Annotated in this window: 22 protein-coding genes, 2 tRNA genes and 1 pseudogene; 10 read left to right on the top strand and 15 right to left on the bottom strand. The window is 66.1% G+C overall.

Annotated elements, in window-relative coordinates; genetic code table 11:
- Positions 1–86: 86 nt before the first annotated feature.
- A pseudogene (locus tag C469_RS02830) lies at positions 87–380 on the top strand (DUF5779 family protein); the annotation flags it as partial.
- A 136-nt stretch (positions 381–516) separates the two neighbouring features.
- A complete protein-coding gene (locus C469_RS02825) occupies positions 517–1491 on the top strand; it encodes a sugar phosphate nucleotidyltransferase (RefSeq protein WP_008003687.1) in 975 nt (324 codons plus the stop codon).
- 45 nt (positions 1492–1536) lie between these two features.
- On the opposite strand, the gene C469_RS02820 is transcribed toward C469_RS02825, so the two are convergent.
- From C469_RS02820 to C469_RS02800, 5 genes are all read right to left on the bottom strand, one after another.
- A complete protein-coding gene (locus tag C469_RS02820) occupies positions 1537–1755 on the bottom strand; it encodes a hypothetical protein (RefSeq protein WP_008003684.1) in 219 nt (72 codons plus the stop codon).
- Between the two features lie 100 nt (positions 1756–1855).
- On the bottom strand, positions 1856–3319 hold the full coding sequence (locus tag C469_RS02815) for a DHH family phosphoesterase (protein WP_008003682.1): 1464 nt from the start codon (positions 3317–3319) through the stop codon (positions 1856–1858).
- 57 nt (positions 3320–3376) lie between these two features.
- Positions 3377–6085: a TRAP transporter permease gene (locus tag C469_RS02810; RefSeq protein WP_049910955.1), complete on the bottom strand. Its 2709-nt coding sequence runs from the start codon at positions 6083–6085 to the stop codon at positions 3377–3379.
- A gap of 69 nt (positions 6086–6154) precedes the next feature.
- Positions 6155–6676 carry a DUF1850 domain-containing protein gene (locus C469_RS02805; RefSeq protein WP_008003680.1) on the bottom strand — a complete coding sequence of 174 codons (522 nt, stop codon included), beginning with the start codon at positions 6674–6676 and terminating at the stop codon, positions 6155–6157.
- A gap of 1 nt (position 6677) precedes the next feature.
- Positions 6678–7736, bottom strand: coding sequence for a TAXI family TRAP transporter solute-binding subunit (locus C469_RS02800; protein WP_008003679.1), 1059 nt, complete (start codon positions 7734–7736; stop codon positions 6678–6680).
- 165 nt (positions 7737–7901) lie between these two features.
- Between C469_RS02800 and C469_RS02795 the strand changes: the two genes are divergently transcribed.
- A tRNA-Lys gene (locus C469_RS02795) sits at positions 7902–7975 on the top strand.
- Positions 7976–8192: 217 nt separating this feature from the next.
- Here C469_RS02795 and C469_RS17340 read toward each other — a convergent pair.
- Complete coding sequence (locus tag C469_RS17340; RefSeq protein ID WP_008003678.1) at positions 8193–9635, bottom strand: DUF7282 domain-containing protein; 1443 nt, start codon at positions 9633–9635, stop codon at positions 8193–8195.
- 519 nt (positions 9636–10154) lie between these two features.
- On the opposite strand from C469_RS17340, the gene C469_RS02785 reads away from it, so the two are divergent.
- The gene (locus C469_RS02785) at positions 10155–11453 is read left to right on the top strand and encodes an MFS transporter (protein WP_008003676.1); all 1299 of its coding nucleotides are present in this window, start codon (positions 10155–10157) and stop codon (positions 11451–11453) included.
- A gap of 34 nt (positions 11454–11487) precedes the next feature.
- Here C469_RS02785 and C469_RS02780 read toward each other — a convergent pair whose 3' ends face one another.
- From C469_RS02780 to thrS, 4 genes are all read right to left on the bottom strand, one after another.
- Positions 11488–12207: a hypothetical protein gene (locus C469_RS02780; RefSeq protein ID WP_008003675.1), complete on the bottom strand. Its 720-nt coding sequence runs from the start codon at positions 12205–12207 to the stop codon at positions 11488–11490.
- 114 nt (positions 12208–12321) lie between these two features.
- Positions 12322–13431, bottom strand: a complete 1110-nt coding sequence (locus tag C469_RS02775) for a guanosine monophosphate reductase (protein ID WP_008003673.1) — start codon at positions 13429–13431, stop codon at positions 12322–12324.
- Positions 13432–13536: 105 nt separating this feature from the next.
- Positions 13537–14703: a pyridoxal-phosphate-dependent aminotransferase family protein gene (locus C469_RS02770; RefSeq protein WP_008003671.1), complete on the bottom strand. Its 1167-nt coding sequence runs from the start codon at positions 14701–14703 to the stop codon at positions 13537–13539.
- 76 nt (positions 14704–14779) lie between these two features.
- Positions 14780–16756 (bottom strand): threonine--tRNA ligase, encoded by a 1977-nt coding sequence (gene thrS / locus C469_RS02765; RefSeq protein ID WP_187127436.1) that lies wholly within the window; start codon positions 16754–16756, stop codon positions 14780–14782.
- A gap of 103 nt (positions 16757–16859) precedes the next feature.
- On the opposite strand from thrS, the gene C469_RS02760 reads away from it, so the two are divergent.
- Positions 16860–17840 carry a PLP-dependent cysteine synthase family protein gene (locus tag C469_RS02760; protein ID WP_008003667.1) on the top strand — a complete coding sequence of 327 codons (981 nt, stop codon included), beginning with the start codon at positions 16860–16862 and terminating at the stop codon, positions 17838–17840.
- Between the two features lie 25 nt (positions 17841–17865).
- On the opposite strand, the gene C469_RS02755 is transcribed toward C469_RS02760, so the two are convergent.
- Positions 17866–18288, bottom strand: coding sequence for a CoA-binding protein (locus C469_RS02755; protein WP_008003665.1), 423 nt, complete (start codon positions 18286–18288; stop codon positions 17866–17868).
- Positions 18289–18365: 77 nt separating this feature from the next.
- Positions 18366–18968, bottom strand: coding sequence for an RAD55 family ATPase (locus tag C469_RS02750; protein ID WP_008003663.1), 603 nt, complete (start codon positions 18966–18968; stop codon positions 18366–18368).
- A gap of 215 nt (positions 18969–19183) precedes the next feature.
- Here C469_RS02750 and C469_RS02745 point away from each other — a divergent pair.
- A tRNA-Arg gene (locus C469_RS02745) sits at positions 19184–19258 on the top strand.
- Between the two features lie 673 nt (positions 19259–19931).
- Positions 19932–20090 carry a DUF7386 family protein gene (locus tag C469_RS17815; protein ID WP_449272113.1) on the top strand — a complete coding sequence of 53 codons (159 nt, stop codon included), beginning with the start codon at positions 19932–19934 and terminating at the stop codon, positions 20088–20090.
- Positions 20091–20202: 112 nt separating this feature from the next.
- On the opposite strand, the gene C469_RS16180 is transcribed toward C469_RS17815, so the two are convergent.
- From C469_RS16180 to C469_RS02735, 3 genes are all read right to left on the bottom strand, one after another.
- Positions 20203–20622 (bottom strand): type IV pilin, encoded by a 420-nt coding sequence (locus tag C469_RS16180; RefSeq protein WP_082230091.1) that lies wholly within the window; start codon positions 20620–20622, stop codon positions 20203–20205.
- Between the two features lie 313 nt (positions 20623–20935).
- The gene (locus tag C469_RS02740; protein WP_008003660.1) at positions 20936–21391 is read right to left on the bottom strand and encodes a hypothetical protein; all 456 of its coding nucleotides are present in this window, start codon (positions 21389–21391) and stop codon (positions 20936–20938) included.
- Between the two features lie 129 nt (positions 21392–21520).
- Positions 21521–22060, bottom strand: a complete 540-nt coding sequence (locus C469_RS02735; protein ID WP_008003659.1) for a hypothetical protein — start codon at positions 22058–22060, stop codon at positions 21521–21523.
- 288 nt (positions 22061–22348) lie between these two features.
- Between C469_RS02735 and C469_RS02730 the strand changes: the two genes are divergently transcribed.
- From C469_RS02730 to C469_RS16175, 3 genes are read left to right on the top strand one after another with little or no spacing between them, the layout of a single operon-like run.
- On the top strand, positions 22349–23167 hold the full coding sequence (locus tag C469_RS02730; protein ID WP_008003658.1) for a DUF5794 domain-containing protein: 819 nt from the start codon (positions 22349–22351) through the stop codon (positions 23165–23167).
- Complete coding sequence (locus tag C469_RS16620) at positions 23167–23712, top strand: hypothetical protein (RefSeq protein WP_147587232.1); 546 nt, start codon at positions 23167–23169, stop codon at positions 23710–23712. Before C469_RS02730 ends, C469_RS16620 begins: the two co-directional genes overlap by 1 nt.
- Positions 23705–25261: a J domain-containing protein gene (locus tag C469_RS16175; protein ID WP_082230090.1), complete on the top strand. Its 1557-nt coding sequence runs from the start codon at positions 23705–23707 to the stop codon at positions 25259–25261. Before C469_RS16620 ends, C469_RS16175 begins: the two co-directional genes overlap by 8 nt.
- Positions 25262–25325 lie beyond the last annotated feature (64 nt).

Here is a 25325-nt window from a genome sequence, read left to right as displayed (position 1 = left end):
CGGTCGGCGCGTACTTAACGACTCCGCGCCGGGGCGGCGACGGTTCGCGTCCGAACGTTTTTGCCGTCGCCTCGCAACCCTGTGGTATGAGCGACTGGGACCTCGACCTGCGCGACGCCGAAGAGCAGATGGACGAGGCGTTCGCGGCCGCCGGCGACGTCGTCCTCGGCGTCCTCGACGGGACCACCGACCCCGACGAGTGGGTCCGCAGCGTCGACTACGGCAACACCCTCGTGTTGTCAGTCGACGGCGACCTCAACGAGCTCGCCGCGGGGTTCGCGCGCGAGGTCAAGGACATGGGCGGCGAGCTGATGCACTTCCGCGGGTTCCTCGTCGTCACGCCGCCGGGCGTCACGATCGACACCGACCGGCTGAGCGAGTAGCCGGAGCCTCGACGCATCGGTCGTACTCGACGCCCCCACCGCACTCGACGTCCCCGCGAAAACAACTGCCGTGCAGTTTCCCGCCGTTGACAGGAGCGCAAGAAGTATGTCGTCGGGGTGAGACGAGAGGCATATGAAAGCCGTTGTACTCGCGGGGGGTTACGCGACGAGGCTCTGGCCGATCACCGAGACCCGACCGAAAATGTTCCTACCGGTCGGCGAAAACACCGTCATCGACGAGATCTTCGAGGACTTCGAGGCCGACGACCGCGTCGACGAGGTGTTCGTCTCGACGAACGAGCGCTTCGCCGACACGTTCGCCGACTACCTCGCGGACAGCCCGTTCCAGAAACCGACCCTCTCGGTCGAGGAGACCGTCGAGGAGGACGAGAAGTTCGGCGTCGTCGGGGCGCTCGCCCAGCTGGTCGAGCGCGAGAACGTCGACGACGACCTCATCGTCGTCGCCGGCGACAACATGATCAGCTTCGATCTGGCCGACTTCGCCGACTTCTTCGAAGACAAGGGGACGCCGACGCTGGCAGCCTACGACGTGGGCGACCGCGAGCGCGCCAAGTCGTACGGGCTCGTCGAGCTCGACGGCGACGAGGTCGTGAACTTCCAGGAGAAGCCCGACGACCCCAAATCGACGCTCGTCTCCATCGCCTGTTACGCGTTCCCGGCCGAGACGCTCCCCGACCTTGAGACGTACCTCGAAGAGGGGAAGAATCCCGACGAGCCGGGCTGGTTCCTCCAGTGGCTCCAGAACCGCGGCGCCGTCCACGCGTACACCTTCGACGGCGCGTGGTTCGACATCGGCACTGCCGAGAGCTACCTCGACGCGGTCGAGTACGCCCTGGAGGGCGGCACGCTCGTCGACGACGACGCCACCGTCGAGAACTCCGACCTCGGCGACGTGGTCCACGTCATGTCGGGCGCGACCGTCACCGACTCGACGCTCGAACGCTCGGTCGTCTTCCCGGACGCGACGATCACGGACTCAAAGATCCGCAACTCCGTGCTCGACGAGGGCGTCACGCTGGAGAACGTCGACCTCACCGGCGCGCTGATCGGGTCGTACACCTCGATCACCGACGGCGACGGCTTCTAACGCTCGGTCGCCGGCCGCGAGAACCGCCGCCGATTTTTCGACGCACTACTCCACCGCGGAGCTCCCGGTCTGTCGGTGCGTGTGGTGGAAGCAGTCGAACGCGGCGTCGGCGTCGACCGCCGGATCGACCGGGTGGAAACACACCCGTCGGTACCGCTCGTTGTCGAGGAGGTTGACGACGAACCCGTCGTCGTGGCGCGACACCGACGCGTACGGGTCGCCGCAGGCGGGGCAGGTCTCGGGCGGGTCCTCGGGGACGTACATCGTGAGCGTCGCGGTTGGTTCCCGTTACGGGCCGGCGGGGGAAAATCGCATCGGCGGGCTCACGGGACCGTTTTCGGAGCTCACGACCCGTTCCCGGAGCTCACGACCCGTTCCCGCTCTCGCCGCCGCCCTCGACGCCGAGCGCGTCGAACAGCTTCCGGCGGACGGCCTCCTCGGTGAGGTTGAGCAGCGTGTCGCGGTTATCGCCGCTCGACTCGATCCCGGTGAAGATGCCGAGCGGGATCTCGAGCGAGCCCTGCGTCGAGTGGCCGGCGGCGTCGCCCATCTCGGAGAACGCCTCGTCGAGGACGTTCCCGATGTTCAGCCGGATGTCCTTCGAGCGCGCCGCGAGGTAGATGGTGTCGTCGGCGATCCCCAACACGGCCGTCGTCGTGATCCCCTCCAAGTTGAGCAGGTGTTGGGCGGCCTGCGCGAGCGCTTCCCGGTCGCGAATGAACCCGGCCGTCGAGAAGAGGTGGCTCCCCTGCACCTCGCGGTTCTGGATCGCCTCCGCGAGCACGTCCAGCGTCTCGGGGCTCATCGACGGCGACTCCACCTGTTCGAGCGTGTCGTGGTTCGCGAACGGGTGGAGGTAGGCGGCCGCCGTCAGGTCGGCGGGCGTCGTGTCCCGCTTGAAGTCGAGCGTCTCGGCGCGGATCCCGTAGAGGAGCGCGGTCGCGACCGCCTCGGTCGGCGACTGGTCGAACTCCTGGAGGTACTTCGTGAGGATCGTCGAGGTCGAGGAGACGTTGGTCCGCACGTCGACGAATCTGGCGTCGAAGGGGACCTCCGCCTCCAGGTGGTCGAGGTAGATGTCGATCTCGGTGTCGAAGTCGAAGCCGTCCTCGGCCGACTTCGCGAGATCGACCGCGGCGACCGTCCCGTACTCCGAGAGGTCGGGCGCGTCCGAGCGCGCCACCAAGTCGATTCCGAGGAGGTTGACGAACGCCCGGTTCTCCTGATGCCCCACGTCTCCCGAGTAGAGGATGTCGGCCTCGACGCCGAACGCCCCCGCGATCGCCTGTAGCGCGGTCGCCGACGCGATCGAGTCGGGCTCCGGGTTGTCGTGGGTCAAGATCGCCATCCGCCTGTCCCCGCCCTCGATGATCTCCGCGAGCTGGCGCGCCATGTACTCGAGCTCGCCGGTCTCCAACGACTGGAGCGCGCTGTCGGCGATCACCGTCGAGGGGTTGATCACCACGTCGGCGCCGCGCTCGCGCAGCTCGTCCTCGCTGACGGGGTCCGAGGCCCGGACGACGACGTAGTGGTCGCCGCCGGTGTCGCGCACCGCCGAGACGGCCGCCTTGTTGGCCTCGACGTCGCTCGCCAGGATCAACACGATGTCCCGGTCGTCGAGGGCCTCGACCACGTCCGGGTCGGCGATGTCCTGCACGCGGGCGTTGAGGTCCTGGTCGCGGAGCGCCTCGACTCGGCTCTCGTCGCGGTCGAGGATGAGCACGTCCTTGCCGCGGCCGGTCAGGTCCTCCGCGACGGCGTGCCCGACGCTCCCACAGCCGAGGATCGCGTATCGCGTTCGCGCCGATCCGGATGCCCCACTACTCATTGCCCGTGATTTCCGCGGGACGACACTTAACGAGTGCGCTCTCGGCGCGAGGGGGACCTACTGCGTGGCCGCCGTCGAGGAGTCCCGCTGCCCCCGCCTGTCCGACTCGTCTTCCTCGTAGTCGTCGCCCCCCGCACGCCGCCGGTTCCGGACGAGCCCGACCAGGAGTATCGCCGCGCCGACCCCTCGCGCAACGAGCTCGTTCGTGACCGAGTACAGCGCGACGTCGACGCCGACGATCCCGAAAGCGGCGCTGGCCGGGAGCAGCACCATCCCGGGGACCGACAGCAGCACTGCGGCGGCGATGAGCCAGACGCGCGACCCGGATCGCACGTCGGTGTGGTAGTAGCCGATGATCGCGACGCCGAGCGCGTACACGCCGGCGAACACCGCGACAATCGGTGCCACGACCTCCGGGAGGAAGAAGCCGAGGTCGGCGAAGTCGGCGCCGGTCAAGACCGACCCCTGTCCGTCCGTCGTGCGGATCAGCAGGATCCCGGGCGAGAACACGAAGGCGAAGGGAACGAGGATCTTGTTCAGCGAGAGCAGGAACGCCTGCTTCCCTGTATCGAAGGGGTCGGACTTCGCGATCCCGGCCGCGGCGTACGCGGCGACCATCACGGGCGGGGTCACGTCCGCCATCAGTCCGAGGTAGAGGACGAACAGGTGGACCGCCAGGATCGCGATCCCGAACTCGGGGAGGACGGGACCGAGCAGCACGACGATGATGATGTACATCACCGTCGTCGGCATCCCCATCCCGACGATCACGGCCGCGAGGCCGGCGAGGATCAGCAGGAGAACGAGCGAGCCGCCGCTCACGCTGATGATGAGCGCCCGGAGGCTGCCGCCGAGCCCGGTGATTCCGATGACGCCGGGAATGATCCCGGCGGCAGCGACCGCGACGACCACGATGGTCGCGGTCTTCGCGCCGGAGTCCATCGCCTTCAGCACGAACGACCCGAACTGCCCGGCCCGCGACGACGCGACCTCGAAGCCGGTCCGCTCGTCGAACCACGTCGCCGCGTCGATCACGTCGTCGTCGAGGTCGAGCAGGGGCGCGTCCCCGCGCGGGTCGGCGAGGAGGAAGACGACGCTGATCGCCGCGATGATCGTCGGCAGCGAGGACGCGGCCTCGCTGAGTGCCCCCACCGCGCCGAACTCCGAGGCCTCGGCGCCGTACGCCAACTCGATCGGTGTCACGCCGAGCGAGGCCAAGGAGACGGCGAACAGCGCGTACCCGGCCAAGATACTCCCGACGAGGTACGGTCCCGTCCGCTCGTTGTAGGCGGCGACCATCGCGATGAGCGCCACCGTCGCGATGATCGTGAGCCACCCGGCACGTCCCACCGAGAGCCGGGCGATCACGAGGTAGTGGAGCAGCAGTCCGAGCGGGACGAGGTAGAACCAGCCGCGGCGCATGTGCGGTCCCAGATCGAGGAGCTGCTCCCGATCTAACCCGCCGATGCCGCGTTTCGCGGCCTCGAAGTGAACCATCACCCACATCCCGAAGAAGAAGGCGATGGCCGGCAGCGTCGCGGCGATGACCACATCGCGGAACGGCGTGCCGGTGTACTCCACGATGAGGAACGCGGCCGCGCCCATCACCGGCGGGAGGATCTGGCCGCCCGAGGAGACCGACGACTCGACCGCGCCGGAGAACTCCGGCGAGTAGCCGGAGCGTTTCATCAGGGGAATCGTCAGCGCACCGGTCGTCACCGTGTTCGCGACCGAGGAGCCGGAGAGCATCCCCATGAACCCGGAGGCGACGACGCTCGCCTTCGCCGGACCGCCCTTCCGCGTGCCCGTGATCGAGTACGCCAGATCGATGAACCACTTGCCGGCGCCGGACATCTCCAGGAACGCGCCGAAGAGGATGAAGATGTAGATGAAGCGCACCGAGACGCCCACCGGCACGCCCAGGATACCCTCGACCGTGTACCAGAGGTTCTGGACGATCTGGTCCCAGCGCAGCTGGGAGGTGGCGAACGTTCGCGCGACCGGCACGTCCCGCGGCAGGAGGTAGCCGTACTTCGCGTACAGGAGGAAGACGCTCACGAGCAGCGTCAGGAGGAGTCCGAGCGCCCGGCGCGTCGCCTCCAACACGAGGAGAATCGCGAGCACGCCCATCAGGTACGCGAGGCTGTACTCGGCGAGCGGCCCGACCTCGAGCGCCGCGAGCGGGGGGACCACTTCGCCGAACGTCCGGGCGCCCCCGAGTCCGAGAATGCGGATCACGTCCGTCACCTCGTCGTACTGCGTGAGGTAGTACGCCGTCGGGAACGTCGACAGCAGGACCAGTCCGAGGTCCGAGGGCGTGATCCGGGTCGACTCCTCGTCGACGAACAGCCACCAGACGCCCCGGCGGACTCCCTCGGCCGCCCGCGTCACTGGCGAGTCGCCGAGCCGATCGCGCGCGAGCGACGGGAGCGCGGCGATCCGGCGCGTGACCGCTCCGTCGCCGGACGATCCCGGAAACAGGAGGTAGGCCATCACGAGCGCGAAGTTGACGTGAATCGCCCGCACCTGCAGCGACGAGAGCGCACCGAGCCTGACCGTGGTGACGCCGGGGATCGCGAACTCGAAGACGAACCCTCGAGCGCCGAGCCACAGTTGGTACGCCGAGAAGGCGATGCCGACGAGTGCGACGGCGACCAGCGCGGCCCCCGTCAGCGAGCGCCGGTTGTCGATCTCCTCGAACACTTGGTCGGCCGCTTCGGTTCCCTCCGAGTCCGGTTCCATCCCGTCTGATGTGTTCGTCGTCACAGTTGTGTTACCCTCTCGTATTTCTGTTTCGCGACCGCCTCTCCGCGCCAGCACGCGCGACGCCGACGGTTACAGCTCCGGCGTCAGCCGCCGTTCGATCGTGAGTTCGAGCGCCCCGCCGCCGCTCATTCCGGCGATGTCGTACCGCTCGTCGCCGACGATCAGATCGTGGTCGGCGACGGCACCCGTCTTGAGGTGCAGTGTCGGGTACGATTCGGACGGTGGCTCATAGACGTACCGGCCGTCCCGGACCGTCACGTCCGCCTGCGAGGGGAGCCCGGCCCCGAAGGAGCTGAACTCCATCCGGGTCATGACCAGCGCTCCGTCTCTCTGGACGTACACGTCTCGAACGGTCGTTTTCTCGACGCTGTGTGTGTACTCGATGACGATTTCCGTCCCGTCCGAGACCGGGGTCGCCACCAGCTCGGTGCCGTTCTCGTCGGTCACGACTAGCGTCGGGTCGCCGGCGACGGTGTCGACCGCGCCGACGGCGAACGCCACTCCCGTCGCGAACGCGACGGTCGCCACGAGGGCGACGGCGACGAGGGCGGTTCCGCGTCGACCCGACGGGAGTCGCGACCGGGGGGCCACGCTACTCGAAGTAGCGGGCCGCACCCTCGTGCAGCTCTACCGACATCCCGTCCTGTGCGGAGTCGACGGTGATGAAGTCCGTCTTGATCGAGAGCTGGTCGAGGTTCTCGAAGATGGCCTCGGTGACCGCCTCGACGGTGTCCGCGGAGAACTCCGCGCGGGTCGCGATCATCGCCTGCACGGAGACGGTGTCGACGTCCTCGTCGATGCCCTCGTAGGTACCGGCGGGGATCGTGTCGTCCGCGAACCACGAGGCGTCGTCGCGGGCCGCCTGCCGCTCTTCGTCGGACATGTTGAGAATCTGCACGTCCGTGGTCGTCGCGAGCTCCTCGACCGCGCCGACGGGCCAGCCGCCGACGACGAACGCTGCGTCGACGTCGCCGTCGCGCAGCTGGTTGGCCGCCTGGGTGAAGTCCGTGTTCTGCTCCTCGAAGTCGTCGGCGGTCAGCCCCGCGGCCGACTCGAGGATCTGGAGCGCGTTCACCTGGGTCCCGCTACCGAGGTCGCCGGTGTTGACGCGCATGCCCTCTAGGTCCGAGAGCGATTCGACACCCGCATCGGGGTTGAGGAGGACGTGAATCGTTTCCGGGTACAGCGTCGCGACCCCGCGGAGGTTCTCCACCGGGGACCCCTCGAAGGCCTCGAGCCCCTCGCCGTTGCGGGCGAAGTAGGCGATGTCGTTCTGGATCAGCGCGAAGTCAGCGTCGCCGTTGCTGAGGCTGCCGACGTTCTCGACTGACGCGCCCGTCGAGGAGACCTCGACCGGGTAGTCGGTGTTGTCCTCGATGATCCCCTCGAACTCGCCCGACAGCGGGAAGTACGTCCCGCCGGTGCCGCCGGCGTGCCAACGGATGACATCGGTGCTTCCGCCGTCGCTCCCGTCGCTTCCGTCGGAGCCGTCGCTGCCATCGCTCCCGTCGCTCCCATCACTACCGTCGGAGCCATCGCTTCCGTCGCCGCCGTTGTCCGAACAGCCTGCGAGTCCGACGACGCCGGCCGCGGCCGCTCCGCGGAGGAGCGTCCGACGGTCAATCCGTTCGCTGATTGGGTTGTCTGACATACGACACGTAGTACACAACGGTAGTTGATAATGGTTTCCCATAGGAACGGTCGTCGCGGTCACGGATGTCCCGGTTTCATCCGTCGGTTTCTGGACCTGTCGAACCGACCTCGCTCGCCGTCGAATGAAAAGGCCTTTTACGTCGACACGGGTACGATGGATTGAGGGCCGGTAGCTCAGTTAGGGAGAGCGACGGACTCTTAATCCGTCGGTCGCGTGTTCAAATCGCGCCCGGCCCGCTTTCTAAAAGACGGTTACCGAGTCAAGCTGTTAGCGGCTGAAATACCTCTATCTACGCATTAGGGCCATTAGCGGTTCCGCTGGAGGCTGGACTATGAGCGTGGTCGATCGGTAGATCGACGTTGATCGCGACGGGTCACCGTTGCTACCGGCGACCGGAATGCGTCACGTCTGCGACAGCAGGCCGAAAAATGGACTCCCAGGGAAGCGAGTTACTTACGCGTCTTCCGGAGTGTCCGTCTGTTCTTCGTCGTCTTCGCCGTCAGTGCTGTCATCACCGTCTTCGCCGTCAGTGCTGTCATCACCGTCTTCGCCGTCAGTGCTGTCATCACCGTCTTCGCCGTCTTCTCCGTCCGTACCGTCGTCGCCATCGTCACCGTCCGTGCCGTCTTCGCCGTCGGTGCCGTCATCTCCGTCGTCGCCGTCGGTACCGTCATCACTGTCATCACCGTCATCACCATCTTCGCCGTCGGTGCCGTCATCACCGTCCGTGCCGTCTTCTCCGTCCGTACCGTCGTCGCCATCGTCACCGTCCGTGCCGTCGTCTCCGTCGTCGCCGTCATCTCCGTCGTCTCCGTCGTCGCCGTCAGCCGGGGGCCCTTCGCCCGGCGTTTCGACGGTGATGATCGCGTCCTGTCCGAAGTCATTCGTGAAGACGCTGTGGATGTACGTGCCCGGCGGACCCGTGGCCCGTATTTCGAACTGAACGTCCGTCGAGTTCTCGCCGTCGAGGTCAACGGTTCGGGTCTCCACGAGGGCGCCGTCGAACCGGAACTGGACCGGCTGTTCGACGGCGAAGTCGTTGGGGTTCGAGACGGTGGCGGTCACCGTGACCTCGTCGCCCACGTTCGCCGACTCGGGCGCGGTGAGGTCCGTGACCTCGAGGGAGCCGATCTCGTCGACGATCCGGACCTGGGCCGGCTGCCCGTCTTCGCGCGTGTACACGCCGTGGATGTACGCGTCGGAAGCGACTTCCGACGTGTTGACCGATGTCGTGAACTCCGTCGACTCGCCGGCATCGAGGGTGACCTCCTCGCGGACCGTCACGTTACCGGCGAACCGGTACTCCACGGTCTGCGTGTCCGCCTCGTCGTTGGGGTTCTCGATCGTCGCGCTGACGTTCAGCGCGTCGCCCCGTTCGACGACCTCGGGGGCACTCAGGCCGGACACGACGAACGATTCGCCGGTGGTCTCGCCGGCTTCGACGGTGACGTTCGCCGAGTCAGTGATCGCCGTGCCGTTGTCGACGTACGGCCCGTCATCTGACATATTCGTCGCGACGAAGTCGTAGCTCTCGTTCGCGTTCGTGTCGCGATGCGGCATCGCGATCAGCGTCTCGTCCTCGGTCAGTTCCGTTTGATTGAACGTCGCCCCCGGAACGTCGTCGAACAGCGTGACCGACACGTTCTCGTTTTGACCCGGTTCGAGGTACTCGGAGGCGCCGATCACGCTCCCGGAAACCTCTCCGTCGAGCAGGCTGTCGTCGTGGATCACCACGAACCCGCCGTCGGACGTGTTCACCGAATCCACGGTCACCGACGTGCCGTCAGTCGTCTGGTCCGAAAACGCTACCGTGGCGTTGGCGTTGGCGTCCGTCGGCGACTCCACCTGTGGCCGCAGCTCTTGTGCGCCGACCACCCCCACCACGGAGGTCAGCATCACCGCAGATAATACGACGGCTATCAGTCTTTTTGTTGAAACTTCCATGCGTAACGTAACTCATCCGCTCCCCTCAAAAGTGTTTGCTAACTTTCATAAATGAATGACTGTGCATATTCCGTGTGATTTGCAGATTATCAGGTAATATGCGAGAACGGTCCCGCGTGCGGTCCGTGAAATGCGAGGGAACGGTCCCACGCGCCGCCCGTGCTACCCGATCGGCCGCCGTGACGAGGGGCTCGACGGACTCGATGAACTCGACGAACTCGACGCCGCCGGTCCACCCCCCGCGTCACCCTTCGACGGGCTCGAGCCGCGCACCGCAGTCCGGGCAGGTGTCGTCGACGCGCGAGACCGCGAGGTCGCACTCCGGACAGAACCGGCGGTCGCAGGCCTGATCGCCCATGTCCGTCCGTCGGCTCAGGCGCTTCATAAATCCGACGGCGATAGTCGCCCACGCCGGACCTCGCGGACACTTCGAACCGAAACCCCTTTTGAACCGGTGCGCGCCGATCCGGTGTGAGCAACGCGGACGCAGGCACCGGCCCGAAGCGATCTCAGTTCTGGGCCCTCTATCTCACGCGGTTCGCCGAGGGGTTCGGGTTCATCACGCTCATTACCCTGTTGGGGACGTACATCAACACCCTCGACCCGCAGGCGACGACGGTGCTCGGCGTCACCATCTCGGCCGGGTTCATCATCGGGATGTACACCACGGGGTTCACCCTCGCACAGACGGTCGCCGTCGTCCCGCTGGCGTGGGCCGGGGACCGGTTCGACAAGCGGACCGTGCTGTTAGGCGTGCTCGCGGTCGGCGCCGGCGTCTACGCGCTGTTTCCGCTCGTCGACTCCTCGGGTTCGTTCATCGTCGCCCGCGCCCTCCAGGGGCTCGTCGTCACCGGTGCGGGCCTGATGACGCTGTCACTGGTCGGGCAGATCGCCGACGTCGGGACGCGCGCCGACAAGATCGGCAAGGCGAACGCCGCCTCCTTCGCCGCCTCGATCGTCGGCTCGCTGTCGGCCGGGGCGATGTACGACGCGGTCGGCTTCGGTCCCATCTTCACGATCATCGCGGTGCTGATGGTCGCCGCGTGGGTCGTCACGTGGCTCGTCCTCGACGACGACGACAGTCGCATCGAGGGGTTCCCGTTCTCGGACCTCGCCGTGAACCGCCGGATACTCACGATGACGAGCTTCCGCGCGCAGTACGCGTTCGCCGTGACGATGGTGCGGACGTGGGTCCCGATCTACGTCAGTACGGAGATGGCGGCGGGCGGTCTCGGCGTCACCGGCGTCGCCATCGGAGTCACGGTCACCGCCGAGAAGGCGACCAACATGGTCGGCCAGCTGTTCACCGGTCGGCTCTCGGACGCCTACGGTCGGTCGCTGTTCGTCTTCGCCGGCGGCGGCGCCTACGGGCTGATCGCGATGGCGATCCCGTTTTCGGCCGCCATCGGGACCGCGCTCGGCGCCGAGACGACGCTCCCGATCCTCGGTGAGTTGCCTCCGGCGTACCTGCCGCTCGTCGCCTTCTCGGGACTGCTCGGCGTCGCCGACTCCTTCCGCGAGCCCGCGAGCATGGCGCTGTTCGCCGACGAAGGGACCGACGACGGCGGCGTCGCGTCCAGCTTCGGCATCCGCGAACTCGTCTGGCGACCGGGCTCCGTGGCGGGCCCCCTCATCGCCGGGTGGCTGATGGTCGAGGTGAGCATGGCGTCCGTCTTCTACGTGGGCGGCGCGTTCGCGATCACCGGCGTGCTCGCGTTCCTCGCGATCCTCGCGCGAGATCACGGTCGCGCGGCGCTGACGACGTGGTAGGCGAGCGGCGACGGACGGCGACGCAGTCTCCCGCTCACCGCTTCCGGAGCGCGGCCCGGTAATGCGGTCCGTCCCCGGTCCCGTCGCGGTCGATCGCTTCGACCTCCCACCCGGTCCCGACGGCCACCTCACGGAGCCGGTCCGGCGAGAACAGTCTGAAGTGGAGCGTCGGGTCCGTCTCCCCGTCGTACGCGAACCACATGACCCGATGTGCGAGCCCCGGCGTCGGGTCCTCGCGGTACCCGAGGAGGGCCGCGGCACCGGGACGGTCCGGGTCGTAGCAGTCGACCACGGCGGTCGCGTCCGGCGTCGTCACGAACGCGAGGTCACCGAGGAACGCCGAGAGCCCCCGTATCGAGCCGGCCAGTCCGATCTGCGTGCCGACCGCGAGCGCCGACGCGAACCGGTCTCGCTCGAACGCGTCCCGGAGGGCGAACATGTCTCCCTCGCGGGCATCGGCGACGCCGCGGTCGCGCATCGTCTCGACGAGCGCCGGACTGGTCTCGACCGCGACGGTCTCGAACCGGTCTTGAAACGCCAACGCGTGTCGGCCCGCGCCGGCGCCGAGGTCGACGAGCGGCCCGTCCACCCGCGACGCCAGCCACGAGCCCGCGTCGCTTTCGGGGTCGAACGGATCGACGTAGAACGCCTCGATAGGGTGTTCTCGCGTCTCTTCCCCGTCACCCTGGAGGAGAGGCTCGGTCCGGTCGCCGCGGTGGTGGTCGCGGATCGCGCGTCCGAAGGCGTCGGTCATGCGACGCACCTGTCCGCCCGGCGTGAAAAGCTGTCCGTGGGGTCGCCTCGCAGTCACACACGGGAGGCGTCGGTCGTCCCGGTCGGGTCGATTCCGCAGCCCCCAGTCAGCCCCTCAGTCGTCGCTTTCGGCCGTCGACCCGTCGGTCGAATCGGCGACTCGCTTCGTCTCGCTGTCCACGCTGACTCCCTCCCAGTCGTCGTCGGTGTGGAACCCCTCGCGCTCCTTCGCGCCCGGCGCGACGCGGATGAACTCGGCCCGGTCGCGGGCGCGCTCGATCGTGTGGCCGCCGCAGTACGACAGCCCCGAGCGGATCCCCTGACAGAACTCCTCGGCGACCGTCGCGACCGGTCCCTTGTACGGCGTCAGCGCCTCGACGCCCTCGTCGGCGACCACGTCCGTCCCCTTGTCGTCGCGGTCCTCGGCGGCGGCGGTCGTCGCCATGCCGCGCGACCGCTTGTACCGCGTCCCGTCGACCTCGACGACCGCGCCGGGCGCCTCCGCCGTGCCGGCGAAGAGGCTCCCGAGCATCACGGTGTCGGCGCCCGCCATCAGCGCCTTCACCGCGTCGCCGGAGGTCCGGATCCCGCCGTCGGCGCAGGTCGTCACGTCCAGCTCCTCGGCCGCCGACGCGCAGTCGTCGACCGCGGTCAGCTGCGGGACGCCGGCCCCGGCGACCTTCCGCGTGGTGCAGTGCGAGCCCGGGCCGATGCCGACCTTCACGCAGTCGGCGCCGGCGGCCGCGAGGTCCTCGACGCCCGCGGGCGTGGCGACGTTGCCGGCGACCAGATCCGTGTCCGGGAACTCGTCGGCGATCTCCTCGACCGCCGCGATAGTCCGTTCGAGGTGCCCGTGCGCGACGTCGACGACCAGTGCGTCCACGTCGGCCGCGACCAGCGCGGCGCTCCGGGCCACGTAGTCCTCGTTGATCCCCACGGCGGCGGCGACTCGCTCGCCGGCCGCGGCCACGTCCTCGACCTGTGCCGCCTGCTCGTCGACGGTGAGGAACCGGTGGAGCACGCCGAGCCCGCCGGCTCGCGAGAGCTCGATCGCCAGCTCCGCCTCCGTGACGGTGTCCATCGCCGCCGAGACGAGCGGCGTCTCCAGTTCGACGCCCGGCGTGAGCCGCGTCGAGAGGTCCGCGTCGCTCCGGCTGTCGACCGGCGACCGCTGCGGGACCAGGAGCACGTCTCCGTAGCTCAGTCCGGTTCGTAGATCGTTCATACCCCTACCGATGGGGGAGATGGACACTGAAAAACCCCTCGGCGGTGACGGTCGGAATCGGGGACTCCGATGTCTCTTCCGGTGCTCCCCGCTGCTGCCGGCCGCTCAGAACCCCTGTTCGGACAGCGCGTCCTCCAGCGCCGCGAGGACGTACTCGACGTTCTTCGGCCGCGCGGAGTGGCCCATACAGCCGATCCGCCAGATGTCGCCCTCGAGGTCGCCGAGGCCGGAGGCGATTTCGAGGTCGTACTCCTCCAAGAGATGGTCGATGACGGCGCCGTCGTCGATCCCGTCCGGCACCCGAACCGCGTTCAGGCTCGGGAGCCAGTACTCGTCGGGGGCGTTCATCTCGAGGCCCAGGTCCTGCAGGCCCGCTTTCAGGTCGCCGGCGACGGAGCGGTGACGGTCCCACCGCGCTTCGATCCCCTCCTCGGCGACGAGGCGGAGCGCCTCGCGGAGCGCGTACACGTTGGTGATCGGCGCGGTGTGGTGGTACGCGCGGTCGTCGCCCCAGTACCCCTCTAAGAGGGAGAGGTCGAGGTACCACGACCGCGGCTGTTCGTCGCGGTCGAGCACCTTGTCCATCGCGCGGTCGTTGAGCGTGAGCGGGCTCGCGCCGGGCGGACACGAGAGGCACTTCTGCGGCCCGGAGTAGGCCGCGTCGATGTCCCACTCGTCGACGCGCAGCTCGACGCCGCCGAGCGACGTGACCGAGTCGGCGATCACGAACGCGTCGTGGTCGTGCGCGATGTCTGTCAACTCCGGGACGTTCGGTTGGAGGACCCCGGTCGAGGTCTCCGCGTGGACGAATCCGAACACGTCCGGCTGGTGCTCGTCGAACGCGCGCTCCACGTCGACCGGATCGAGCGGCTCGCCCCACGGGGCGTCGACCTCGACGACCTCGCCGCCGGCGCGCTCGGCCATCGACTTCATCCGCCCGCCGAAGTAGCCGTTCGTCGGGACCAGCATCGTATCGCCCGGCTCGACGAGGTTGCCGATAGCGGCCTCCATCGACGCCGATCCCGTCCCCGAGACCGGAATCGTCCACTGGTTGTCGGTCCGGAACGTGTAGCGCAACAGCTCCTGGACCTCGTTCATGATCTCGACGAACGAGGGGTCGAGGTGACCGACCAGCGGCGTGCTCATCCCCTTCAACACGCGTGGGTGGACGTCGCTCGGTCCCGGCCCCATCAGCGTCCGGTCCGGCGGCGTCAACTCCCCTACGTCCGGTGCGTCGTCCTCTCGCTCGGTCAACACGGATGCGTCACCCATGGGTGGGCTACCGAGAGCAACGCCAAAAACACGACGAAACCGAACCCGGCGCGGTCGGTCCCGGGTTCCCGCCCGGTCACTCCGCGTCGACGAACCTCGGCTCGGTGCGCTTCTCGTCGCGCTCGGCAACGAGGTGGTCGACGAACGCGTCGAGGTCCACGTCGCCGCGCTGGTTCTCGAAGCGGTCGCGGACCGAGACGGTGCCCGCCTCCTGCTCGTCGTCGCCGACGATCACCATGTACGGGAGCCGGTCGTCGTGGCCGGCGCGGATCTTGCGGCCGACGGTCCAGTCGCGGTCCTCCACCTCGACGCGGAAGCCGGCGTCCTCCAGCTCGTTTTTCACGCGGTGCGCGTAGCCCAGCGTCTCGTCGGAGACGGGGAGGATGCGGACCTGCTCGGGCGCGAGCCACAGCGGGAAGTCGCCGTCGAAGTGCTCGATGAGCACCATGAAGAAGCGCTCGTAGCTCCCGTACAGCGCGCGGTGGATCATCACCGGCTGGTGGTCCTCGTTGTCCTCGCCCGTGTAGGTGAGGTCGAACCGGTCGGGCATGTTGAAGTCGAGCTGGACCGTGGGGCCGTCCCAGACGCGGCCGAGGGCGTCCTCGAAGCCGAAGTCGATCTTCGGGCCGTAGAAGGCGCCGTCACCGGGCTCGACGTCGTAGTCGTAGCCGCCGGACTCGAGCACGTCGCGGAGCTGTTCCTCCGCGGACTCCCAGATCTCGTCGCTCCCGACCGACTTGTCGGGACGGGTCGCCAGCGCGACCTCGACGTCCAGATCGAGCGTCTCGACGACCTCGAAGATCATCTCGATGACGGACTCGATCTCCTGTCTGATCTGGTCCGGGCGGACGAACAGGTGCCCGTCGTCGATGGTGAACGACCAGACGCGCGAGAGCCCGGAGAGCTCGCCGCGCTGCTCCTTCCGGTACACCTTCCCGTTCTCGAAGTAGCGCTGCGGGAGGTCGCGGTACGACCACGACTGCTGGTCGAAGATCGTCGCGTGGCCCGGGCAGTTCATCGGCTTGAGCCCGTACTCCTCGTCGTTCACGTCGAGGAGGAACATGTCATCCTTGTAGTTCTCGTAGTGGCCGGACTTCTTCCACAGCTCCGTCCGGAACACGTGGGGGGTCTCGACCTCCTCGTAGCCGTGTTCGCGGTTGAGCTCGTTCGCGAAGTCCGACAGCTCGCGGAGCACGGTCTTGCCCGGCGGGTGGTACAGCGGGAGGCCGGGACCGGTCACCGTCGGGATCGAGAAGAGGTTCATCTCCTGGCCGATCTTCCGGTGGTCGCGCTCCAACGCCTCCTCGCGCAGTTCGAGGTGCTCCTCGAGGTCGGACTCGCTCGCAAACGCCGTCCCGTACACCCGGGTGAGCGTGTCGTTGTCCTCGTCGCCGCGCCAGTAGGCGGCCGAGACCTCGAGTAAGGTCGCCGCGCCGATCTCGCCCGTCGACTCCACGTGGGGGCCCTGACAGAGGTCCCGCCAGCCGTCCTGCACGTAGAAGGTGACCTCCTCGTCGTCGGCCTCTTCCTCGAGGATCTGCAGCTTGTACTCGTTGTCGGCGTAGACCTCCTTCGCCTCCTCGCGAGAGCGGACCTCCCGCTCGATGTCGTAGTCCGCCTCGATGATCGCCTCCATCTCGTCTTCGATCGCGTCGAGGTCGTCCTCGTCGAGGTCCACGTCCGTCACGTCGTAGTAGAACCCCTCGTCCGTCGGGGGACCGATGGTCAGGGTCGCCTCGGGGTGGAGCCGCTGGAGCGCCTGCGCGAACACGTGGGCGGCGGAGTGGCGCAACACCGTGAGATACTCGTCGGACTGGTCCGTGACGATCTCGATCCGCGCGCCGTCGTGGACTTCCGCGTGCTTTTCGACGAGTTCGCCGTCGATCTTCCCCGCGACCGTGTCGCGACCGAGCCCGGGCCCGATCTCGAAGGCGACGTCCTCGACTGTCGCCCCCGCCGGAACGTCCAGCTCTGATCCGTCCGGAAGGACGACCGTCACGTCGGCCTGCGCATCGGTCTCGCTCATACCTCTTCGGAACCGGACGAGGGGCATAAGTTTGTTCGATCCCCGGTACGGCCTCACCCCTTCGAATCGGCGGTCCCTCGCGGCGCCGATCATGGAAACACGCAAAAGGGCCGGCAACGATTGCGGCAACATGACGACCCATCGGGAGCCCCTGTCGTCGGTGCTGGAGACGATCGGGGAGACGCCGCTCGTCCGGGTGCACGACTCCCCGGACGAGGTGCCGGTGTACGCGAAGCTGGAGTCGTTCAACCCCGGTGCGAGCATCAAGGACCGCATCGGGAAGTACATGCTCGAACGCATGCTCGAGCGCGGCGACGTGGGTGAGGGCGGCACCGTCGTCGAGCCGACCGCTGGCAACACCGGGATCGGGCTGGCGGTCGCGGCCAGGCAGCTCGGGCTGAACGCGGTGTTCGTCGTCCCCGAGCGCTTCTCGGTGGAGAAACAGCAGCTCATGCGCGCGCTCGGCGCGGAGGTGGTCAACACCCCGAGCGAGGACGGGATGGGGTTCGCCATCGACCGCGCTCACGAGATCGCCGAGGAGCTCGACGACGCGGTGGTCCCCCAGCAGTTCTCGAACCCGCTCAACGCCGAGGCGCACTACGAGACGACCGCTCCCGAGATCGATGAGGCGCTCGACGGCGAGGTGGGCGCCGTCGTCGCCGGCTGCGGCACCGGCGGGACGCTGATGGGGATGGCCCGCTACTTCCGCGAACGCGACCCCGACACCCACGTCGTCGCCGTCGAGCCCGCCGGCTCCGCGTACCGGGAGTTCCTCGGCGAGGACGTGGACCACGAGGAGTACAAGACCGAGGGGATCGGCACCCACGACATCGAGCGGAACGAGCTGTTCGACCCGGCCCTCGTCGAGGACATTCAGGCGATCCCCGACCGCGAGGTCCACGAGGAGATGAGACGGCTCGCCGCCGAGGAGGGACAGTTGGTCGCCTCTTCCGCGGCCGCGAACGCGATCGCAGCCAAGCGCGTCGCCCGGGGGATCCACGACGGCGAGATCGATGCTCCCTCCGACACCGTCGTCACCGTGTTCGCCGACTCCTCGGAGCGGTACCTCTCGAAGGGCGTCTACCGTTCGTTCGAGGAGTGGGAAGGGTAGTCGGGACGGCGTTCGGTTCGCTTCGTTATCCGCGCAGCCGCCTGTGTTCGACTTTCATGCACTTGTCCTGCACGACCTCGATCCCGTCGGCCTCCGCGTCCGCGGCCGCCTCGTCGTGGCTGATCCCGAGCTGGAGCCACGCCGCGCCCGCGTCGCCGCGCTCCGCGTGCCGCTCGCGCACCGCTCCGAGCACCTCGGGCACCTCTTCGCTCGGGCGGAACACGTTCACGAGGTCCACGTCGCTCTCGACGTCCGCGAGCCTGTCGTACGCGGTTTCACCGAGCACCTCGTCGGCGAAGGGGTTGACCGGGATCACCCGGTACCCGTGCCGCTGGAGGTACGCCGGGATCTCGTGGGCGGCTTTCCCCGGGGTCGTCGAGCAGCCGATCACGGCGATCGCGTCGGCGTCGAGCAGTCGGTCGAGTCCCTCGTCGTCGGTGATCGGCATGGCAGAGCGTACGCGGTCGCGCAGATTAAAACGCCCGGCGGCGCGGGTCGGCGGGCACTCTCGCACCGACCGGCGGATCAGGCGAGCCGGATCTCGGGCTCGCCGTCCTCGGGGACCGTGATGACGCCGTCGAAGAGCTGTTTGAGGGTGTTCATCGCCTGCTCGTCGTGCGAGGTCGAGTCGATGCTGAACAGTCCGAGGCCGTTCACGCTCTGGATCCGACCCGTGAACACGTGGAGAAAGCGGAACACCGTCTGGAGGTCGGAGTACATCAACAGCGTCGACAGCGAGTGCACCATCACGCGGTTCTCCTCGATCCCGCGGTCCCCGAACGCCTGCAGGAACTCCGAGAGCTTGATCCCGATCCCGGTCATGTCGACCGGCGACGAGGCGTACTTGATCCGGTCGGACTCGGGGACGTCGGTGACGCCCTGTTGGCGGGTGACGCAGTCGACGACCGCGACCGGTTTCCCCTCGTAGGGCGTCCGCTTGGCGTAGTCTTTCAGCACGCGGTCGGCGCCGTCCTTCGTGGTGACGACGATCGCGCCGTCGCCGCGCTCGGTCCCGGCCGCCAGCAGGTCCATCATCAGCGACCGCTTCCCGGTGAGCGGCGGGCCGGTAAGCAGGAGGTTCGTCCCGGGTTCGACCTCCTCGTCGAAGTGTGGCCTCAGGTCATACATGGGCGTACCTCAGCGACGACGGAACCGACTCGGGCCACTCGTTCGGCAGTGACGCCGTGCGACCAGGACACATCTACTACGGAAACCATACCGGGTCCCGATAATATTCTTTTTGATCGCCCGTGGCGTCGACGATCATCGACGACGATCCGATCCGGTCCGAAGCGATTTCGAATCGCGGGACTTAACATCCTCACCGAAGTAGCGAGGCGTACGGGCGCTTAGCTCAGTCTGGATAGAGTGCTTGGCTTCGGACCAAGCTGTCGCGGGTTCAAATCCTGCAGCGCCCATTCTTTCACGGCCCGTTCCGAAGCAAATCGAGAGTCGGTCTACGCCTTGAGAACACCCACATCGGCAGAGATGGGTGTCCCGCATCGAACCGTCCAGACTGACCCAAACCGCTCACGGATCGTCGACCGTCACGTCCGCCGAATCTGCGCTACAACGGCGGATGGTGTTCGCGTGATTGACTACCGGATAGCACCCGGTGAGTGGCATCTGTCCGGAATCCGGCGTCACCTCCCGCCCGGGTTCGGTCGGGTTACAGTGACCGAGACGATCGCGCTCACCGCCGTCTCGACTGCGACTCGTGAGTGCGGATCTACGAGAGGGGTACGCCCGAGAAGGCCGTAGCGACGCCGGTCACGACCCAGTGCGGCTCAGAGAGCCGGTGACGCACCGTCGCAACGACACGGGAGCGAAGACACGGCCAGCGCGTGGCAAAGGGGCCAAATCATCCGGCAGCGCGGCTCCTGGTGAGTGGTAACGCTACGCTGACCCCTTTTTGTGACCGTATTCGCCGCGATCGACCCTCTCGGTCGGGGTCCGCGACGCCTCGACCGCAACGCGAGCGGCTATTCCGGCTTGACGAGTTCGACGTCACAGACGGACTGGACTTAAAAAAAGAACCGAGTCAGTCGGTCAGGATCGACTGAATCACACCCGCTGTGCATACGAAGGGTTGTGAACGAGTCGTCGCACAGTTTCAGACTCACCGACGACTGCGAGCGTCCGTTCGAAAAGGCGAACGGGACCGTGGCGAACGGCCCCGACGACAATCTACCGAGATGTATGATGATCGACGTCGAGCTCGCGGAGCTACTCAGTCAAAAATGTTCTTAAAGCCCGTGACGGAGTGGATCCAGCGACGGTCCAGCAGTTCAACACGAAGTGTCTGATTCGCAGGATCGAACAAGAATAGAAAGGCGCTGGAAATGATAAACGAGCTACGCGATCAGCTGAAGTCGTATGTCCGTTCGAAGATCGCGTTCCCGCTCGGGTCGTGAACTATCCGAACTACAGCCTCTCCACTGACGCCACTAAATCCACTGTCGTAGTTTATTTGCTTCCGTTCTCCGGTCTCCCAGGTATCACTAGCAATGGAACTATTGGCTAGCTCACCATCGATATAAAGCGAGAGATCAGCCGACTCAAGCGACTGTCCACCGGTTTTAGAAATATCGATACTACTTGTATCATTTCCATCAATTGTAAAGGTTGCCTGCGGTGCGGTATCTCCTAACTGGTCCCCCAGACCGAGCACGAACGTCCCGATAACGGCAGCCAGAATCACGGTAATCGCGACCATGAGGATGACTCCGATCACGGGACTCACCGCACGGTCCTCCGAATTGAACACGTTGCTTGGTTTCATAGTTTGAATCCAGCGGTCCACCGACGAAACGGCCACCCGTTCCGATCGGTTAGCTGGTTATTATACAGTAGGTAGGCTCCACTTATGTAGTTACTGGCATGAATATCAGCGGCGAAAATTAGATGAACAACAGATCGTTCGCCGACGGGTGAGAGAGACTCGTGCAACCCACGGTTCGACCTTCGCGCGCACGCACAAGCGATCAGCGTCCGGTGTCGCGGGAGACGGCCCTCGACGACGTCGCGGCCTCGGCTGCGTCGTCGAGCGCGTCGGCGTCGAAAACCGCGCTCCACTCGACGGTGAAGATCCGGAACTACTCGTCCGAATGGAGGTCAGTGATCGTCGAGTCAAAACTGGTCTTCTGAGTCGGTGATTCGGTTCGATTGAGGTCGACCGGCGGTTCCTCGGAGAGGAACAGGGCCTCGAGGTGCGTGTCGGAGGGCACGGCCAACACGTCACACGTCTCCTCGTAGGGGTTCCCCGTTTCGAGACACGCCGCCATCGCCACACCGGACAGAGGCGGGCTGCCCGCCATCGCTTGCCCCATCGATTTGGGCACGTGGATCTCGTATCGAGGCGCGTCGGTGTTCAAGTTGATCCGGAGACACTGTCGCTTGTGTTTCGGGACGAATCGAAACGTCACGTCGTCCGGTCGAAGTCCCAACTCCGGGTGACGAGTAATTATCGAGGCGACCGCTTTCCGGCGTTTTTCCGCGATCGAATCTCCGTCGTAGTCGTCGTCATGCTCTTCGTTACATCGTTCACACATAGGAAGACGCTCGTTCTATCGTTCTACTCTCATTTTGCTCCTCCGGAGTACCCCGATCGGAGACTACTCGCCGAGGTCGTGGTTTCCGTGACGAAGCTCCGGCTCACGGCGACAGACTCGTGGGAGAACTCACTCTGGTTCGACAGTTCCGACCACTGTGAACGTCGTCTCTACCGGCGCTGACGTCACTTGCTGATTCATGTCCCAGACGACGAATTCCGCGGTGTATTCGCCGGCGTCCCATCCGCCGGAGTTGTGGCTGTGATACGCCTCCCAACTGTAGTTGGCGTCGTTTTCGACCGGATACGTTCCGAGGTCTTCGGTGACGCTCACACACAGCCCGTCTGCGTTGAACACTCTCGAACGGGTGACAAAACGGATCGCCTTATCGACGATCTGTGGGCTAAAACGCGCTCCGATTTCGATGTTCGAGCCTAACGACGCCTCGGTGATCGCGTTATCCACCACGTCCCCGTATTCGTTCCACCCCGAAATCAAGTTGGATTCCGTAATCAGGTCTTTCCGTTGCGCGGGGCTGCTGTCTGGTTGTGAAGGCTGCCTGCTGTCGCCGATAGCGAGCTCCGACGGTAACTCCGGGAGACGGCGCGTCATGACGAGCCGTACGTGCTGGCCGACCGTGAAACCTCTCCCGGTCCACTCGAGCGACACGAGTCACCGATTCGTCCCGATCGGCGCTGCACGACGCGCACTGTCGGTCCGGATCCCTCTGGGCAAAAGAGTAATATATTCTGCCTGTCGTATTGGATGATACGACACCAACTACTGGTTGGAAGCCCCCTACGCTGCCGTCGGTCGGCATATCTCAATGGTGTGTCCCACCAAGCCTACCGATGTGGCACAGTGTTCAACTCCCACCGTGGCGGCAGCCGGATACTTTCCTGTAAACTCGGTTCAAAAAGACCGGTCTACAGGTCACCGTGGATTGGGGGGCGGCCGATGAGTCTCTCTTTCGCACTTCCGGGAGGCCTTCAGCGTGCGTCAACAGGGGTCCAGCAGCTGCTGGCAGTTCCCGGGGCGAAGGCGCTTGCGGTAGTGATGCTTCTGCCGTTCACCGGGATTTACCAGTCGATGGTCACGTCCGGTGCGTTGGATTCGCTTACCGGTGCAATCGGGCTCGGGGCAGTCGTGTTCGGCGGCCCAGCAGCGATTTCGATCGTATTCGCGAGGCTCTCCGCGAGCCGAGCACGGGGACTGAAACTCGTGTGTCTCATCGGGGCCGTACAGCTCCCGGCAGCCGCCTTCTCCGCAGCCGTCGCGACGGCCTCTCAGAACGCGCTCTGGGTAGAGGGTTTCTCCCTTCTCACGGTGGTCGTGTTGTGGGTCATCGCGTTCGACATCGTTAACGGCTCCACGCCCTCCTGGGTCCCCTCGCTGCTGACGATCGGCGGCGCCGTAACGTGTTTGATGATTCTCGATGTACTCGCGAGCGTCGTTACTGGCGAGGTGACAGTCGTACTCCCCGGTGACGGAATGATGCCGTGGGTGTGGACTGGGCTGACGACCGAGTGGGCGGTCGTCGGACGGTCGCTCGCCGCGGCGCTCTCCGGAGTTTCGCTCGTTATGCTGTCCGTCGTGTTTCGTCCTGTCCTGTTGGATTACGTTACCCTCCGCCGCTTCCAGATGGGGAGCGCGATCGCGTTGTGTCTGATCGGACTCGATGTCGCGGGGTTCGTGGCTAACGCCCCCACACTGACGATTGTGGTCGTTTCGCTCGGTCTCGCGGTCGAGACCGGTAGCAACGGAGGGGACCGGTGATGGACGTTATCGTCACCGCGACCTATGGCGTCGTGCTCGCGTCTCCTGATACCGTCTACTACGTCCCCACAAAGACGCCCCCGAGAGGTGTTCGATGGCCTGCAAAAACAGAGAAACGCGCGGACCTCAAACGCGATTCCGTCGCGTCGATAGATGCCGCTGCGGGTGAGACCGTGTCCCTGACAGCTGATGACCTCAATCGCGTCGATGGCGTTATTCCATTCTCCGGTGACAGGCGACAAGCGGTCGGTCGAGCCACCGACTGGGCACAGGTGGAGGAACTCGTTGGTCCTCTCCGTTACCGTCAAGACGTCGAGTGTGCCGCGATGTATTGGATTCCAGGTGAGGAACGGCCTCGAATTCCGGTCCGTGTCGCCGCGCACGGCCCGGGCGCAATTGCGATATATTTGTCCGCGTATGGCCACCGCCCGTGGGCGGTGGCAAAGGCCCTTCATTTAACCTACTCGGAATTATTAGAACACGAATATCGAGACGTGTACGAAAAGACTCCTTCGTTCGACTGGGAGGGGTACGAGTATGAGTGACGATGTCCCTCCGTTCTATTCGTTGCTCGAAGTCGGAACGGACGCCTCCACGGACGAGATACAGGAACAGTATCGGACGCTCGTCAAAACGTACCACCCGGACCAAGGTGGGTCCAGAAGTGAGTTCAAGAGGCTCAAGTCTGCTCGGGATACCCTGACGTCATTCTCGGAGCGACGTCGATATGACCGCTTGGGTCACGATGAATACGTCAGAGTTGCAAACCCGGGGGGATGGGAACCGGCTAGGTCAACTGGCGAATCTGCGGGCGAGGAAGGTTCATCGTCTGCTCACGACGCGTCGACGGACGAGCGGACAGCGTCGGGGCGGACTGGCCACACCGATCGCGGCCACGACGCCGCGAACGCCTCAGCCGGAACCGACAGAACGACTCGGGACTCGACGTCCGGGGGGGCAAGCGAAACGGGCACCGGTCAGTCCTGGGCGGAGAGCGGGTCGGAGACGACAAGCCAGCAGCGCACGGCTAAGACCGGGGACGCTGGGTGGGATCGGTCGGGCCGATCGACGTCGAGCCGTTCAAACGCGACCGCGGGCGACGGCGCGCAGACCGGTACAGCGAGTCACTCGGACTGGGGGAGCGCGAACACGGGTGCGAGCACGAGTACAACGACGACGGGGACCGGTAGCGACCGTCGCCGTCGCTCAGCGGCGGCGACCGAGAACGGGAGAGGGTATCCACGCACGCTCGCCGGCGTCGTGTTATCGTCTTTGCTCTCGGCCGTCTTCGGCTCGATTGGGGGGATGTCCGGAGGCCTGTCGGTCGGGATGGGGGTCGTCGCCGGCTTCGGGTTCGTCTTCGGTCGTGACGCCCTCTCCGTCCTGCGCGCGACTCCCCGAAGCGCTCCGGCTCTCGACCCGGACGATGCCGTGCTGTACGCACTCCTCTCCGGGATCGGGCCGGTTATTCTGCTTGCCGCAGTCGCTCAGGGGAGCGCGAACGGCGGACTGCTGTTCAGCAGGTTCGCCGGGGTCCTCATCGGTGGTCCGCTGTTACTCGTCGGTCTCGGTGCGGCCGGAGCGGTGTTCTGGTCGGCTGGTAGCCCGCTGCTCGCCGTGTCTGTCGGGGCGTTCTCGTCGCTGATCGTGTTCGCGGTCGAGTTCACGCCGTACCGGTGGTGGATCCCGTTTCGGGCCATTGAGAACGAGCCCGCCAGCGTTATCGCCCCGTGGGTGTCTGTCGGTCCGGTAGTCGGCTTCACACCGGGATGGGCGGCGAATTTCGGGCTGGCTATCGTGCTGTTTTACTCTCTCGCCTTCGGCCTCCTGCTTCTGCTCCTCGGGTTCTCGGACCTACTTCGAGACGGAGCCGTCGGCGGGGGACGCGTTCTCGGATGGGAGCTGTTCGCCGCGGCCCCGTTCGTGCTCCTGACCGGGTGGGCTTTGACCGGAAACACGCTGTGGGCGCTGTGGGGCGTTCCCCCCGCGACGACTGTAGCCGCCGCCATTGTGATCGTCGCATGCGCGTGGCCGTCGACCGTCTTCGTGACGTACGCGATGGTCGAGCGCATCGGTGACCGGTCGAGTCGGTAGCATCGACGACTGTTGAGGAGAACTGGTTGGCAAACATGATTTATAACCGTAGGAGAATACTATC

The sequence above is a fragment of the Halorubrum lipolyticum DSM 21995 genome (genome assembly GCF_000337375.1).
In the GTDB taxonomy this organism is placed as follows: Archaea; Halobacteriota; Halobacteria; order Halobacteriales; family Haloferacaceae; genus Halorubrum; species Halorubrum lipolyticum.
The sequence above is the reverse complement of the archived record's forward strand: the minus strand, read 5'-3'. Positions and strand labels throughout refer to the sequence as shown.